The organism is Cellulomonas sp. P4_A2 (assembly GCF_056402515.1).
The window spans coordinates 220,083-235,023 of sequence record NZ_JBFUHG010000001.1; the positions used below are offsets into that span (position 1 = coordinate 220,083).

Genomic DNA, 14,941 nt, shown 5'->3' on the forward strand with positions numbered 1-14,941 from the left:
CCAGTTCAGTCTCGACAGGACTCAGCCACGGACGCCCGCCCGGTACAGGTCCGTGAGCGTGAAGATCTCCGAGCCGTGGTGGATGATCTCGCGGTTGATGTGCAGCACGAGCTGCGCGAACGGCGCCTGCGCGTCGATCTCCGTGGCCTGGCTCAGCCCGACGGTGAAGATGTCGTCGTCGGACAGCTCAGCGATCCCCGTGCGCCAGGCATCGGCGACGGCGGTCAGGGCGGCGACCGCGGGACCGACCTCGCCGGAGTACGTCAGGTCGGGCCGTTTGAGCCGGTGCTCGCCGAACGTCCAGTCGTACCGCTCGGTCAGCACCTCGGTGAGGTGCGCGACCAGCCACGCGACGGTGCGCGGGCCGGGTTCGTCGGGACCCGCGGGCCACTCGACCACCCACTCGCCGACGCCGAACACCCGGGGAGCCGTCGACTCGGAGCGCCGCCGCACCGAGAACGCGCCGGGCGCAGGCTGCCACTCGAACTCGTCCTGCGTGAGGGTCGCCAGCCGCTCGCGCAGCTCGAACCACGAGAACTCCAGCTGGCTGCGCACGGCGGCGCGCGTCGTGGGGATCTCGGTCAACGACCAGTCGAACTCCTCGGGTTCTGCCACCCGACCGACGCTAGCGAAGGCCACCGACACCCGCCGGTCGGCCCGGGGAGATCGAGTCAGGCGGACTCTTCCCGCAGCCGCGGCTCGGTCCGACGACCGGGCGCGAACCCGGCCTTGTCGGCGTAGAACGCGCGGATGCGGTCCATGTCGGCGGGGATGTCGCCGGTGAGCTCGAGCGTCGGGCCGAGGCCGGTCGTCATCGTGGTGCGGTCGACGTAGCCGAGCGTGACCGGTAGGCCCGTCGCCAGCGCGATCCGGTAGAAGCCCGACTTCCAGCCGTCGCCGCTGCGCGTGCCCTCGGGCGTCACGACGAGGTAGAAGCGGTCGCCGCCCTGGATCCGCGCGACGAGCTCGTCGACGAGACCGGCGGGATTGGACCGGTCGACGGGGATGCCACCGAGCCCGCGCATGATCGGCCCGCCGATCCCGCGGAACAGCCCGTTCTTGCCCAGCCAGCGGATGTGCAGGCCGGCCTCGCCGGCGATCGCGAGCATGAGGACGAAGTCCCAGTTGGACGTGTGTGGTGCGCCGATGAGCAGCCCCGCACCGTCCGCCGGGACCCGCTCGCTCCGGAGCGTCCACCGGCTCACCCGCCAGAACCCGCGCGCCAGGGCGTGCCGCACCGTCATCGTCTGCTCACCCGCGAACGGTAGCCGACCTCTCGGCCCGGATCCGCGCGCCCTGCCGGTTCGCGGCGACGAGGGCGGCCGGCACCCGCAGCGCCCGCGAGCGCGACGGCATGAAGCGCATGAAGAACCCGACGCGCAGCAGCCATGCGGCCCACCCCGTGATCGGCAGGCCGTAGAGGTCGGCGATCCCGTGGCCGACGCCGAACGACGCCGCCTGTCCGAGCCCGAGGTACCGGAAGGGTCGGCCCGGCCGCCCGCGCAGCGCATGGGCGACGTTGCGACCCACCTGGTCGCCGGCCTTGATCGCCCAGAGCGCGTTCGCCGCCACGGGCTCGCCGGAGCGCGGGTGCAGCACGCGCGCCGCGTCCCCGGCGGACCACACGTCGGGGGCGACGAGCAGGTCGGGGCCGGTCACCAGACGGCCGAGCTCGTCGCGGGGCAGGTCTTCCAGGCCCGGCAGCACGACAGCGCGCTGACCGGTGGTCGCCACGACGACGGACGCGGCCAGCTCCGACCCGTCCGACAGCCGCACCCCGTCGGGGGTCGCGGCGACGGCCCGGACGCCGGTCCGCACGGCGACGCCGAGCCGGGACAGCTCGCGGTCGCAGCGGGCCGCGAGCCGCGGCTGCTGCGCGCGCAGGGCAGGCACGGGGCGGTCACCGGAGTGCACGAGCGTGACGGGGGAGCCGCGGTCGGCGAACGCGGCCGCGAGCTCGACGCCCGCGAGCCCGCCCCCGACGACCACGACCGGCCCGTCGTCGGCGGTCGCGAGCAGGTCGGCGAGGCCGCCCGGCCGGCGGAGCGTCGCCGCACCCTCCAGCGCGGGCTCACGGCCTCCGGTCGCGACGACGAGCGCGTCGTAGGAGACGGCCGACCGGCCCGACCCGTCGTCGTAGGTCACGCTGCGGTCGTCGAGGGACACCGCGGTGACCCGCGCGTGGACGATCCGAGCCCTCGGCATCGCCTCGACGAGCGGCGTCTGGGTCAGGCCGATGGGCAGGAGCCCAGCGACCACCTCGCCCGTGAAGCCGTGATAGCTGTGCACGTCGTCGGCACTGATCACGACGACCTCGACCTCACCCCGGCGCAGCTCACCGCGCAGCCGTCGGGCGATCGCGCCGTACGCGTGCAGGGTGACGTAGCCGCCGCCCAGCAGGACCACGCGCCTCATGAGACGACCACCGGCCGCTCGGCGAGCGGCCGGCCGAAGCTCGTCGGCGCTGCGGCCGCGAACCCGAGGTGCGCGAACCGGCGGGCGAGGTCGCGCACGTGGTCGACCTGGTCGAGGGTCGGGACGCCGATCGAGAAGTGGCCCGTGTGACCGGCCAGCCCGAGCAGGAACGTCTCGGCGAAGCACGCATACCCACGGCCCGGCGGCAGGCCGATCGACGAGCCGCGCAGCTGCATGGTCGGGATCTCGACGACACCGCCGTCGACGACCGTGACGTCCGGCCGCCGCGCCACGAGGTCCGGGTGCGTGTTGCGCGGCTGGGTGGCGTCGAGCACGAGCGCGCCGGGTGCGAGGTGCTCCGGGCCGAGCAGGGCGTCGCTCGACGCCGTCAGCAGCACCACGGCGTCGGCATCGCGGACGTCGACCATGTCCGTCGTGATCGTCGTCGGAACCCGCCCTCCGACCTCTCGCTGGAGGGCGGCGAGCTTGGGTGCGCCCCGCGCGACGAGGGTCAGGGAGTCGACGGAACCGGCCCGAGCGAGCAGCCGGACCAGCGTCGTGCCCACGCTTCCCGTGGCGCCGACCACCGCGACCCGGCGCCGGTCGTCCAGCATCGCCAGGAGCTGGTCCTCGACGATCGCCGCGGTGTAGGCGTTCCCGTTGGTCACCCCGATGTCGGTCCGCCCGCGCAGCGACACACCCCCGGCCGTCACGGTCGCCGTCAGCGCGCCGAGGCCCACCACGCCCGCCCCGATCGACGCCGCGTAGTCGACGCACCGGGTGACCCGGGCCTTGCCCTCGCCCGGCTCGCTCAGCAGGTGCCGCGCGCCGTAGGGCACGAACACCACGTCACCGACCTGCCGGTCGCCCAGCACGACGCGGGACATCGAGAACGGCTTGAGGGGCAGCTTGCGCAGCGCGGCGTCCGCGAGCGGTTCGGGCACGTGGCGCAGCGGGCGCCAGACCAGTCCGAGGTCCGCGGCGATCTGGACGCGCGGGTGGATCAGGAACGCGAACGGTGTGGCGGTGGCGCTCATGAGGTGGCTCCCGTCGGACCGCACGCGGGAGCCGGCCCGCGTCGTCGTGGTGGGTGTGCGCCCGACCGACCGCACGTCCCTAAGGGCGGGCGCCGATGCCCTCGGATACCTGGACCCGGGGGTGAGAAGGGCGTGTGACCAGCCAAGCGAGCGGATGTGTCAGGCAGATGACGTGCGAGGGGATACCGCCGAGCAGGTCGAGATTCACCCGGTGTGGTTGCGCCAGGTATGTGCCGGTTCGAAGCCCAGGAGGCGCCGCGCCTTGTCGATCGAGAGCAGCGTCTCGGTCCCGTGCACCGGCCGCTTGAGGGGCACGTCGGGGAAGTAGTGGGCCAGCAGGTCGGCCGACGGGGTCGTCATCACGGAGTCCGGCGACGCGATGATGAACGCCTCGAAGCCGGTGAGGCTGCTCTCCAGCGCCTTCTGGACCGCCAGGGCGCCGTCGCGCGCGTCGATGTAGCTCCAGAGGTTCCAGATGCGGGTGCGCGGGTCGCCCTCGAACGACGGGAACTCCGCGTAGTCCTCGACGTCCATGACGTTGGAGAACCGCAGCCCGATCAGCTTGGCGGAGGGGTCCCAGCGCGCGAAGTGCCTAGCCATCTCCTCCTCGACCGCTTTGCCCAGCGAGTAGGTGCTCTCGGGCCGGACCGTGTACTCCTCGTCGACGGGCGCGTACGGCGGCGGCGTCTCGAAGGGCAGGCCGAGCACCGTCTCGCTCGACGCCCACACGATGCTGCGGATGCCGGCCCGACGCGCTGCCGAGAAGACGTGGTGCGTGCTGATGACGTTGTTGGCGAAGGTCGCTCCGCTCGGTCGCAGCCCCGGCGCCGGGATCGCGGCCAGGTGCACCACCGCGTCGACGCCGTCGTACCGGTCGTCGATGCCGGTCAGCGCCTCGGTCACCTGCCCGAGGTCGGTCAGGTCCACCCGCGTGAACAGGGCAGGCTCGTCGGCCGGCGGCGGTGCCGTGTCGACGTTGACCACGTCGTACCCCTGCTCCGCCAGGTGGCGGACCACGGCCCGCCCGAGCTTTCCGCTGCCACCGGTGACCACCACTCGACTCATACGAGCGACGCTAGCCCGTCCAGCTCGCGCAGGGGATCAGGTCCCGCCGGGATGAGCACCGCGCACGTCACGCCCGCCTCGTGCAGCTCCTGGACCCGGCGCCGCGCCGCCTGCGGCGTCCCGACGATCGCGAGCTGATCCACCCACTCCGCCGGCATCCGCGCCATGAACTCCTCGCGGTCGCTCGACGACGACCGCAGCGCCCGGAACTCGTCGGCGAACGGCAGCGGCGCGATGTGCGGCTCCCAGTCGGGCTCGCCGATCCAGGCGAGGGCCGGCCGTACGCGATCCCGAGCCGCGTCGCCGTCCTCGTCCACGGCAGCCAGGCAGTAGGCGACGACCGGCACCTGCCGGCCGACGCGCCCGAGGACGCCCTCCAGGTACTCCGGTGTCACCGGCTCGGCCAGCACGACCCCGTCGGCCACCCGCCCGGCGAGCGCCAGCGACTTCGCGCCGCGCACCCCGGCGAGGACGAGCGGCGGGGTGACCGGCGGCGAGTGCAGCTGGACGCCGTCGAGACGCACGTACCGTCCGTCGACGGTCACCCGATCGCCGTGCAGCAGCGCGCGGACCGCACTGAGGTGCTCGTCGAGCATCGTCAGCGGGCTGGCCGGCCACGCGCCGACCTGCCGGATCCAGCCGGGCATCCCGTGCCCGACGCCGAGCACGAGCCTCCCGGGGTACAGCTCGGCCAGCGTCGAGGCCTCCATCGCCGCGAACGCCGGGTTCCGCACGGCCGCGGGCAGGATGCCGACGCCGACCCGGATGCTCCGGGTGCTCGCCAGGACCACGCCCGCCTGCGCGATCCCGCCGCGGAACGGCAGGTCCTCGACCACCCAGATCTCGGCGAACCCGAGGGCCTCGGCGCGCTGGGCGTACGGGACCAGCTGCTCGATCGGCAGGTCGCGCGGAAGCAGGATCCCGACGGTCACTCAGACGTCCTTCACGACGCGAGCCGGGTTCCCGACCGCGACGACGTTGGCCGGCAGGTCCTTGGTGACCACCGAGCCCGCGCCGACCACCGTGTTGTCGCCGATGGTCACGCCCGGGCACACGATCACGCCGCCGCCGAGCCAGACGTTGTTGCCGATCGTGATCGGCTTGGCGGACTCGAGCTTCGCGCTGCGCGCCTCGGGCTCGACGGGGTGAACGGGCGTGAGCAGCTGGACGTTCGGGCCGAGCAGCACGTCGTCGCCGATGCGGATCGGGGCGACGTCGAGCGCCACGAGGCCGAAGTTCACGAACGTGCGCGCACCGATGTGGATGTGAACGCCGTAGTCGACGTAGAGCGGCGGGCGGATCGTGGTGTCGTCGCCCAGCGTGCCCAGCAGCGCACGCAGCTCCACCTGGGCCGCGTCGGCGTCGACCCGGAACGCGTCCGCGTACCGGTGGGCACGCTCCTGGGCCTCGTTCGTCATGGTCACGAGGTCCGGGGTCGCCTCGTACCAGTCGCCGGCGACCATGCGCTCGTACTGGGTCCGGGCATCGACCTGGGTGTCGTCGTCGCTCACGGGCAAACGCTCTCACAGACGGCTGACACAGACACGCGAGGGTCTTCTCACGATGTCCGTCGACGCACCCGGCCCAGCCAGCGAGGCACCCGCGTGCGGTAGTCGTCGTAGGGCGCACCGAACCGCTCGTGCAGGAACCGCTCCTCGGGTCGGATCGCGCCCCACAGGACGAGCAGGACGGCGACGGGGAAGAGCACGAGGCCCCAGAACGTCGGGGCCAGCAGTGCGACCCCGAGGTAGGCCGCGAGCAGACCGACGTAGAGCGGGTTGCGCGACAGCCGGTACGGGCCCTCCTCGATGATCGCGCGCGTCTCCTGCCCCGGCAGCAGCCCGGTCTCGTGCCGGCCGAACAGCCACAGCGACCAGCCGTTCCACCCGACGAACGCGACGAGCAGCGCCCAGCCGACCGGGATCCGCCACGCGCCGAGGTCGACCGGATCACCCCAGGCCACCGTGGCGACCCAGCCGGCGAGCAGCGGCGCGCCGATCGCGACCGGCGGCCAGAGCCGGAACGAGACGACATGGTCGGACGCCACGCGCCCATTGGATCAGAGGCGGGGGTCGATCGGCTCGCTCTCCAGCGCCAGCACCGCGAACACCGGCTCGTGCACCCGCCACAGCGGCTCCCCCGCCGCCAGCCGGTCCAGCGACTCCAGGCCGAGTGCGTACTCGCGCAGGGCCAGCCCGCGCTTGCGCCCGAGCGAGCGCACCTTGAGCCGGTCGAGGTGGCTGAGGTAGTCCGGGCCGTAGATGATCCGCAGGTACTCGCGGCCGCGTACCTTGAGGCCCGGCTGCACCAGCCCCCGCGGGCCGTGCACGAGGTTGGCGAACGGCTTCACGACCATCCCCTCGCCGCCCTGGTCGGTCAGCTCCTCCCACCACGCGATGCCGGCCGCCACGTCCCCGTCGACCTCGAGCCGCCTGGTACCGCGCAGCAGCACCGGGTCGGCGGCCACCAGCCGGTCGACGAGCCCCAGGTGCCACCCGTGGTCGCGGTCGTTCCACGTGGAACCCTCGGAGGCCAGCACCTGGAAGGGCGCGAGCTGCACGCCGTCGAGCCCGTCGGTCGGCCAGACGTAACGGCGGTAGGCCTCGCGGTAGCGCTCCGCGTCGTCGCGACGAGTCGCGGTGCGCTCCGTGAGCTCGCCCACGGGCAGGCCGCGGGCGGCCCCGCGGGCCAGGGCCTCGACGGCGGCCGGCAGCATCAGCGACGCGGCCGCTCCGGTCGCGGCGTACTGCTCGCGCAGCAGCGGGCCGGCCTTGAGCGACCACGGCAGCAGCTCGCCGTCGAGCAGGAGCCAGTCGGTGCCGAGCTCGTCCCACACGCCGGCCACGGTCACGGCGGAGCGGAGGCGCGCGAGGAACACCTCGGTCAGCGGGCGGTCGAAGAACGCGCGCCCGGTCCGCGTCCAGAGCGAGCCCGTCTCGCCGGGGGGTGCGCCGAACCGCCGTGCCGCTGTCTCCTCGTCGCGGCACACGAGCACCGACGCCCGCGAGCCCATGTGCTTCTCCTCGCAGATCACGTGCGAGACGCCGGAGGACAGGAACGCCGAGAATGCCTCGGCCGGGTGCTCGAGCACCCCCGGCAGCGGCGACGTCGCCACCGGCGCCATGGTCGGCGGCAGGTACGGGACCCAGCGCGGGTGCTGCGCGAACCGGCTCATCACCTCGAGCGCGGCGGCGGCGTTCTGCTCGTCGATCGTGACCCGGCCGTGGTGCCGGGTCTCGACGGACCGCCGCCCGAGCACGTCCTGGACGTCCAGCAGGTCGTCGGGCCTCGTGGGTGCCGCGAGGAACGGCTTGGCCGGCTCGTACCAGACGCGCTCGGCGGGGACCTGGACCAGCTCCTTGGTCGGGTAGCGCAGGGCGGTCAGGTGTCCGCCGAACACGCAGCCGGTGTCCAGGCACATCGTGTTGTTGGTCCACCGCGGGACCGGCGTCGGCGTGTGCCCGTAGAGGACCATCGCCCGGCCGCGGTAGTCGTCGGCCCACGGCAGGCGGACCGGCAGCCCGCACTCGTCGGTCTCGCCTGTGGTGTCCCCGTACAGCGCGAAGCTGCGCACCCGGCCCGACGTGCGCCCGTGGTACTCCTCCTTCAGCCCGGCGTGCGCGACGACCAGGCGCCCGTCGTCCAGCAGGAGGTGGCTGACCAGCCCGTCGAGCCAGTCGCGGACCTCGGCGCGGAACGTCGGGTCCTGCTCCGACAGCTGCGCCATCGTCGTCTCGAGCCCGTGGCTCAGCGTCACGGCACGCCCGTCGAGCGCACGCACCAGCTTGTTCTCGTGGTTCCCGGGCACCACCAGCGCGTGCCCAGCGGCGTGCATCCCCATGGCCAGCCGCAGGACGCCCGGCGAGTCGGGTCCGCGGTCCACCAGATCCCCGAGGAACACGACCGTCCGTCCCTCGGGGTGCACGGCGTCGACCGGCCGTCCGTCCGCGTCGCGTGCCAGCGCGTAGCCCAGCGCGCCTAGCAGCGACTCGAGCTCCGACCGGCAGCCGTGCACGTCGCCGATCACGTCGAACGGGCCGTGGAGCCGACGAAGGTCACTGCGCAGCGGGACCCGACGCAGCACCGCCTGCTCGACCTCCTCCGGGGTGCGCAGCACGTGCACGGTCCGGAAGCCCTCGCGCTGCAGGCCCCGCACCGCCTTGCGCACCAGGTCGGCCTGGCGCTTCACGACGCGCGGCGGGAGCATCCGCTCGCCGCGGCCCGCGTTGCGCTCCAGGCAGACGGCCTCGGGCAGGTCGAGCACGATCGCGACCGGCAGCACGTCGTTCGCGCGGGCCAGGTCGAGCACGTGCCTGCGCGCGTCCCGCTGCGCGTTCGTGGCGTCGACCACCGTCAGCAGCCCGCGCGCAAGGCGCTTCCCGACGATGACACCGAGGAGGTCGAACGCGTCCTTGGTCGCGTCCTGGGAGGTCTCGTCGTCGGACACCATCCCGCGGCAGACGTCGCTGGACACCACCTCGTACGCACCGAACCGCTCGCGTGCGAACGTCGACTTGCCCGACCCGGACGCCCCGACGAGCGCGACGAGCGCCAGCTCGGGGATCTCGAGCGCGGTCATGCGGCGACCGCCGTGAACACGACCAGCTGCGTCGCCGGTCCGACCTCGTCGTCCACCGGACCGACCGGCCCGGTCCGGAAGGTGTACCCGTACGCGTCGGACACGCGCGACGCCCACGCCGTCAGCTCCGCGCGCGTCCACTCGAACCGGTGGTCGGCGTGCCGCACGTGCCCCGCGTGCAGGCGTGGGTAGCGCACGTTGAACTCCGCGTTCGGTGTGGTGACCACGACGGTCCGCGGCCTGGCCTCGCCGAACACCGAGCGCTCCAGCGCGGGCAGCCGGTCCAGGTCGACGTGCTCGATGACCTCCATGAGGACGATCGCGTCCGCGCCGGCCAGGCGCTCGTCGCGATAGGTCGCCGACGACTGCAGGAGCGTGAGCCGCGCGCGCACGGAGTCCGGCAGGCGGTCCAGTCCGAGGGACGCCCTCCGGAGCACCTGCACCGACACGTCCACGCCGACGACGCGTGTGTAGGCCGGTTCGGCGAGCAGCGCCCGCACCAGGACTCCCTCGCCGCACCCGAGGTCGACCACCGACCGCGCACCGCTGCGGGCGAGCTCCGCCAGCACCGCGTCACGACGATCCAGCGCGAGGGGCCGCTCCACGACGACGTCATCGACGTCCTGGACGACGTGCTCGACCACCCCGTCGAGCTCGGCCAGCCGCTGCACCGCGTCCGCCACGTACTCGCGCCGGTGGGCCAGCGTCCGGCGCAGGATCCAGTCACGCTCCGGGTGGCCGCCCAGCCAGTCCCCGGCCGCACGGACCAGCTTGTCGACCTCGTCGGGACCTACGAAGTAGTGCTTCCCCCCGTCCAGCGCGGGCAGCAGGACGTACAGGTGCCGCAGCGCCTCCGCGACCGTGACCAGCCCGGTCAGCCGGACGTCGCCGTAGGGCGCCGGTCCCCACGACGGCACGTCAGGGTCGAGCGGCGGCACGTCGACGACGACCTGCCACCCGAGCGGCTCGAAGAGCCGGGCCACCATCGACGGGTCGGGCACGGCCGGCACGTGCACCTCGAGCGGCATGACCACGCCCTCGAGATCGGGCCGGTTGACGCACGTCCCGGTCATGGCGGTGCGGAACACCCGGCCCAGCGCGAGGGCGAGCAGCGAGCTGGCCGCGTAGGGGCGGTCGTTCACGTAGTCGGTCAGCGCCTCGCCCGAACGGCGCCCGCGCACGAGGTCGACCGGGTCGACCTCGACCAGAAGCGCCACGGTGCAGCGGTCGTCGGTCGCCTCCGGGTAGAACACGTGCGCCCGGCCCACCGACAGCTCGAACGTCTGCGCGCGGTCGGGGTGCTTGTGCAGCAGGAAGCCCAGGTCGGTCGCGGACGACGAGGTCGAGGTCAGGGTGAGGAACACCCCGTCATTGTGTCGGTGCCCGCGACGACAATTCCTACGGCTGGGCCGCCGCCTCCAGGAACGACTTCAGCAGCGGACCTGCCGTCGTCGAGCCGTAGTCGCCCACGTCGACGAAGACCGCGACGGCCAGGTCGCCCTGGATCGCGATCATCCACACGTGGTTCTGCAGGTTGTCGGCCTCGCCGAACTGGGCGGTGCCGGTCTTGGCGGACACCTCGCCGCCGGGCACGTCCTGCAGGAAGGTGGCCCCGCCCTCGGTGACGACGCCGCGCATGAGCGACTTCAGCGTGGCGGCCTCGTCGGCCGTCAGCGGGACCTGGGGGCGGTCGCTCGGCGTGGCCTCGTTGCTCGGCTCCTCGGTGTCGCTGGGCTCCGGCGCGCTGGCCCCGTCGGGGAGCACGACCAGCCGCGGGACGACCGTGGACCCCTTCGCCACCGAGGCAGCGACCGTCGCCATGCCGAGCGGCGAGGCGAGGATGCGCCCCTGGCCGATCATCGATGCCGCGTGGTCCGTGCCGTCCGAGTCGCCCGGGACCGCCCCGAGGAACGCGGGGAAGCCGAGGCTCGCGTCCGGCACCAGCCCGAGCGAGCCGGCGGCGTCGATCAGCGCGTCCTGCGTCGCGGAGTCCCGCGCTCCGATGAAGGCGGTGTTGCACGAGTTGGCGAACGCCGTCCGCAGCGGGATGTCGCCGAGCTTGTCGGAGGGGTAGCCCGGGAAGTTCTCGAACGAGCGACCGTCCACCGTCACCGTCTCGGGGCAGGTGACCGGCGAGTCCGGCGTGAGCCCGGAGCGCAGCAGGGCGAGCGCGCTGGCCACCTTGAACGTGGACCCCGGGGCGAACTGACCGAGCGTCGAGGTCGACATCCCCTGGCCACCCGCACCGCTCGCCGCGGCGAGGACGTCACCGGTCGACGGACGGATCGCGACCACGGCGCTGGCCGGACCGACCCCCACCAGCACGTTCTCGGCGGCCTGCTGAAGGCCGATGTCGAGCGTCGTCTGCAGCGGGGTGCCCGGCACGGGCTCGTGGCTGTAGAGCTCGCGGATGGCGGCGCCGTCGGCCGACGACGCCTCGATGGTCAGCCCTGGGAAGCCGCGCAGCTGCGCGTCGTACTGCCGCTCGAGGCCCGACAGGCCCGCGAGGTCGCCGGCCGCGACCGCACCGTCGGACTTCTCGACGATCTCGGCGGTCGCGTCGCCCACCGACCCGAGGATCGGGCGGGCGAAGGCGCGGCTGGGGGCGAGCGGGATCGCGTCGGCGACCGCCCGGACGCCCGGGATCGCGCGCAGCGCGGCGACGTCGTACTGCGGGTCGCCGTCGCGCACCACGATCGCCTCGACGAACGCCTTCGGTCCGGCGGCCGCGACCCTGGCCGCGTACTCGTCGGGGTTCATGCCGAGCGCGCCGGCCAGAGCCCGCGCGGCGGCGTCCTGCCCGGCGGCGTCCGTGACGAACGTCTTGTCGACGCCGAGGCGGTTCACCGGTCGCGGCTCGATGATCGCCACGCCGCCCGCGCCGAGCACCTCGGCGCGCTCCACGGGGGTCCGCTTGACCTGCAGCACCTCGGCGGGGCCCAGGTCCGGGGCGAGCAGCGCCGCCGACCAGGTCGCCTGCCACGCGTCGTCGTCGCCGCGGGTCAGCTTCGCGTGCGTCTCGTATACCCAGTCCTGGTCGCTGTCGTCGACGTCCCACGTGAACCGCATGAGCGCGATCGCGGAGTCCTCGTCCTTCTCGTCCACCGTGGCGGACTCGAGCTCGACCTTCGGCTTCCACGGGTCCAGGCCCTCGTACGCCGTGGCCCACTGGGTGGCGGCCGTCGTCGCGTCCGCGGAGGTGAGCGGGGCGGACGTGAACTTCCCGGACTGCAGTGCCGCCGCGAGCGCCTCGCTCGCCTTCTGCGGCCCCGGCGGATCCGCGGAGCACGACGCCAGGGCGAGCGTCAGCCCGACGGCCGCGACCAACGCCCCTGCGACGCCACGCGACGCCCTGCCTCGTTCCCCTGCGAACGTCATCGAGCCCTCTCGTCATGTCTCACCTGGGCGGGTGCCCCCGGCGCACGCCCGGCACAGCCTTGCAGAGGGTGGCACGACCGGGTGAGTCAATTCCGAGGAACGGTCCACCCTTCACCGTTCCTCCTCACCAGGTCAGACGACCGAGAACACCCCGGCAGGGTCGTAGCGACGCCGCACGTCGCCGAGCCGCTCGGTGATCGCCGCGCTCCACCGGGCGTCGCCCGCACCGGCGAAGTTCGCGTTGAGCTCGGCGGCCGCCCACGGCTCGAGCGCCCCGAAGATCGACGCGGCCGCGGCCGGGAGCACCGTCTCGAACGTCGCCGGGTCGATGCCGAGCAGACCGACCGTGAACGCCGCACCCCGGCCCGCGACCGCCGAGCCGCCCGCCACGTCGCGTCCCGTCGCGCCGGCGATGTGCCGCAGCTCGACCGAGAGGAACGGGTGGTCCGCGTCCGGTCCGCCGTGGTCGAGGACGGTCGTCGCCAGGTCGTCGTCGGAGCCCGTGAGCATGAGGCCGCGGACCCACGAGGGTGCGGGGTCGACGGGGTCGTTGTGGATCCGTGCCGCCTCGGCGACCGGCAGGGGACCCAGACCGTCCATGAGCACGGGCGCGAGCGCCCGCAGGGGAGCGGCGGCCGCCGCGCCGGCCTGCTGGTCCCCCGGTCGTGCGAACCGCAGCGTGAGGGCGGTCCGGCCGCGCAGCGGCGGTGGCACCGCGTCGAACGGGGGGAACCGGACGATGGCCGCGCTCGTGGTCGTCGCGTCGTCGGCGGTCTCTGTCCAGGCGAGCCAGCCGCGCAGGACGGTCGGGATGTGCTCGGTGTCGAAGATCATCGAGCCCGCGTACAGCTCGGGCACCGAGACGAGCCGGAGGCGCACCTGCGTCACGACCCCCAGACCGGCCCGCCCGCCCTGCAGCGCCCAGAAGAGGTCGGGGTGGTCGATCGCGCTCGCCTCGACCACCTCGCCCGTCCCGGTGACGACGGTCAGCGACTCGATCCGGTCCGAGCTGAACCCGTGGCTGCGGGCGAGCGGACCCAGCCCTCCGCCCAGCAGGTAGCCGACCACGCCGACGTGCGTCGACGACCCCGCGACCGGCGCCAGACCCACCGCGTCGGCCGCCGGTACGACGTCCGTCCAGGTGGCGCCCGCGCCGATCGTCGCGACCCTTCTCTCCGGGTCCACCGAGACGCCCCCGATCCTTCGGGTGGTGACGATCACCCCCGAGGTCACGGGATGGCGCGCGCCGTGGCCCGTGGCCAGCACCGTCAGTGACAGGCCCTGCATCGCCGCCCAGCGCACCGCCTCGACGACGTCCTGCGTGCTCGCGGCACCGACCACGAGCTCGGGCGTGTGGACGACGGCACGGTTGTGCGAGAGGACCTCGTCGGCGAACCCCTCCTCCCCCGGGACGAGCACGGGACCGAGGACGCGGGCGGAGAGCGGGTGGTGCAACATGCCGAGAGCTCCTTGACGTAGGTGCCGGTGACTCCACCATCCCAGGCACCGCCGACATCGCGAGCCGACCGCCGGTGGTCGAGGGTGGACGCTCGAGAGGCATCCACCACGTGTCGCATGTCCAATGGAGGCATGAGCACCGTTCCGAGCCTCTCCCTCAACAACGGCGTGACGATCCCGCAGCTGGGCTTCGGCGTCTTCCAGATCCCGCTCGACGAGACCAAGGAGGCCGTCCTGCAGGCGTTCGACGTGGGCTACCGCCACATCGACACGGCGCAGAGCTACCACAACGAGGAGGGCGTCGGCGAGGCGCTGCGGGAGTCCGGGCTGGACCGCGCGGACGTGTTCGTCACCACCAAGCTGAACAACGGCGCGCACGCACCCGAGGCGGCGCTGGCAGCCTTCGAGCAGTCGCTGGAGCGCCTCGGGACCGAGTACGTCGACCTCTTCCTCATCCACTGGCCGCTGGCCATGCTGAGCAACTTCGTCGACACCTGGAAGGCCCTCGAGGACATCTACGGCTCCGGCCGCGCCAAGGCGATCGGGGTCTCGAACTTCCAGCCCGCGCACCTGCGCCGCCTGCAGGCGGAGACGACGATCACCCCGGCCGTCAACCAGATCGAGGTCCACCCGTACCTGACGCAGCGCGAGCTTGCCCAGTACGGCCGCGAGCACGGGATCGCGATCGAGGCCTGGTCCCCGATCGCGCAGGGCAAGGTGCTCGACGACCCGACCCTCAAGCGGATCGCGCACGCCCACGACCGCTCGACGGCCCAGATCACCCTGCGCTGGCACGTGCAGCGCGGCCACGTCGTCTTCCCCAAGTCGGTCACGCGGGCCCGCGTCGAGGAGAACTTCGACATCTTCGACTTCGAGCTCTCCGACGAGGACCTGGCGGACATCGACGGCCTGAACCGCGACGAGCGCACGGGCCCGAACCCGGACACGTTCGACCGGGTGCCGCCGGCGTAGAAGCTGTCGATCCGGCCGTTCCGCGTTCGTACAGAGG

General features: G+C 73.3%; 13 protein-coding genes. 1 reads left to right on the forward strand and 12 read right to left on the reverse strand.

Features of this window, described 5'->3' with window-relative positions; genetic code table 11:
* Nucleotides 1–21: 21 nt before the first annotated feature.
* From AC1DUE_RS01180 to AC1DUE_RS01235, 12 genes are all read right to left on the reverse strand, one after another.
* Nucleotides 22–615 (reverse strand): DinB family protein, encoded by a 594-nt coding sequence (locus AC1DUE_RS01180; protein ID WP_477037548.1) that lies wholly within the window; start codon nt 613–615, stop codon nt 22–24.
* A gap of 56 nt (nt 616–671) precedes the next feature.
* On the reverse strand, nt 672–1,244 hold the full coding sequence (locus AC1DUE_RS01185; RefSeq protein ID WP_477037549.1) for a 1-acyl-sn-glycerol-3-phosphate acyltransferase: 573 nt from the start codon (nt 1,242–1,244) through the stop codon (nt 672–674).
* Nucleotides 1,245–1,251: 7 nt separating this feature from the next.
* Nucleotides 1,252–2,415, reverse strand: a complete 1,164-nt coding sequence (locus AC1DUE_RS01190) for an NAD(P)/FAD-dependent oxidoreductase (RefSeq protein ID WP_477037550.1) — start codon at nt 2,413–2,415, stop codon at nt 1,252–1,254.
* Nucleotides 2,412–3,452 (reverse strand): semialdehyde dehydrogenase, encoded by a 1,041-nt coding sequence (locus AC1DUE_RS01195; RefSeq protein ID WP_477037551.1) that lies wholly within the window; start codon nt 3,450–3,452, stop codon nt 2,412–2,414. Before AC1DUE_RS01195 ends, AC1DUE_RS01190 begins: the two co-directional genes overlap by 4 nt.
* A gap of 204 nt (nt 3,453–3,656) precedes the next feature.
* On the reverse strand, nt 3,657–4,517 hold the full coding sequence (locus AC1DUE_RS01200; protein ID WP_477037552.1) for an NAD-dependent epimerase/dehydratase family protein: 861 nt from the start codon (nt 4,515–4,517) through the stop codon (nt 3,657–3,659).
* Nucleotides 4,514–5,449 carry an LLM class flavin-dependent oxidoreductase gene (locus AC1DUE_RS01205; RefSeq protein ID WP_477037553.1) on the reverse strand — a complete coding sequence of 312 codons (936 nt, stop codon included), beginning with the start codon at nt 5,447–5,449 and terminating at the stop codon, nt 4,514–4,516. Before AC1DUE_RS01205 ends, AC1DUE_RS01200 begins: the two co-directional genes overlap by 4 nt.
* Nucleotides 5,450–6,028: a sugar O-acetyltransferase gene (locus tag AC1DUE_RS01210; protein WP_477037554.1), complete on the reverse strand. Its 579-nt coding sequence runs from the start codon at nt 6,026–6,028 to the stop codon at nt 5,450–5,452.
* Between the two features lie 47 nt (nt 6,029–6,075).
* Nucleotides 6,076–6,564 (reverse strand): methyltransferase family protein, encoded by a 489-nt coding sequence (locus AC1DUE_RS01215; protein ID WP_477037555.1) that lies wholly within the window; start codon nt 6,562–6,564, stop codon nt 6,076–6,078.
* A gap of 12 nt (nt 6,565–6,576) precedes the next feature.
* The gene (locus AC1DUE_RS01220) at nt 6,577–9,096 is read right to left on the reverse strand and encodes a polynucleotide kinase-phosphatase (RefSeq protein ID WP_477037556.1); all 2,520 of its coding nucleotides are present in this window, start codon (nt 9,094–9,096) and stop codon (nt 6,577–6,579) included.
* The gene (locus AC1DUE_RS01225; protein WP_477037557.1) at nt 9,093–10,460 is read right to left on the reverse strand and encodes a 3' terminal RNA ribose 2'-O-methyltransferase Hen1; all 1,368 of its coding nucleotides are present in this window, start codon (nt 10,458–10,460) and stop codon (nt 9,093–9,095) included. The genes AC1DUE_RS01220 and AC1DUE_RS01225 overlap by 4 nt, the downstream gene beginning before the upstream one ends.
* A 34-nt stretch (nt 10,461–10,494) precedes the next feature.
* Nucleotides 10,495–12,474 (reverse strand): penicillin-binding transpeptidase domain-containing protein, encoded by a 1,980-nt coding sequence (locus tag AC1DUE_RS01230; protein WP_477037558.1) that lies wholly within the window; start codon nt 12,472–12,474, stop codon nt 10,495–10,497.
* 132 nt (nt 12,475–12,606) lie between these two features.
* Nucleotides 12,607–13,932 (reverse strand): FAD-binding oxidoreductase, encoded by a 1,326-nt coding sequence (locus AC1DUE_RS01235; RefSeq protein WP_477037559.1) that lies wholly within the window; start codon nt 13,930–13,932, stop codon nt 12,607–12,609.
* A gap of 132 nt (nt 13,933–14,064) precedes the next feature.
* Here AC1DUE_RS01235 and AC1DUE_RS01240 point away from each other — a divergent pair, with 132 nt between their 5' ends.
* Nucleotides 14,065–14,904 (forward strand): aldo/keto reductase, encoded by an 840-nt coding sequence (locus AC1DUE_RS01240; RefSeq protein WP_477037560.1) that lies wholly within the window; start codon nt 14,065–14,067, stop codon nt 14,902–14,904.
* Nucleotides 14,905–14,941 lie beyond the last annotated feature (37 nt).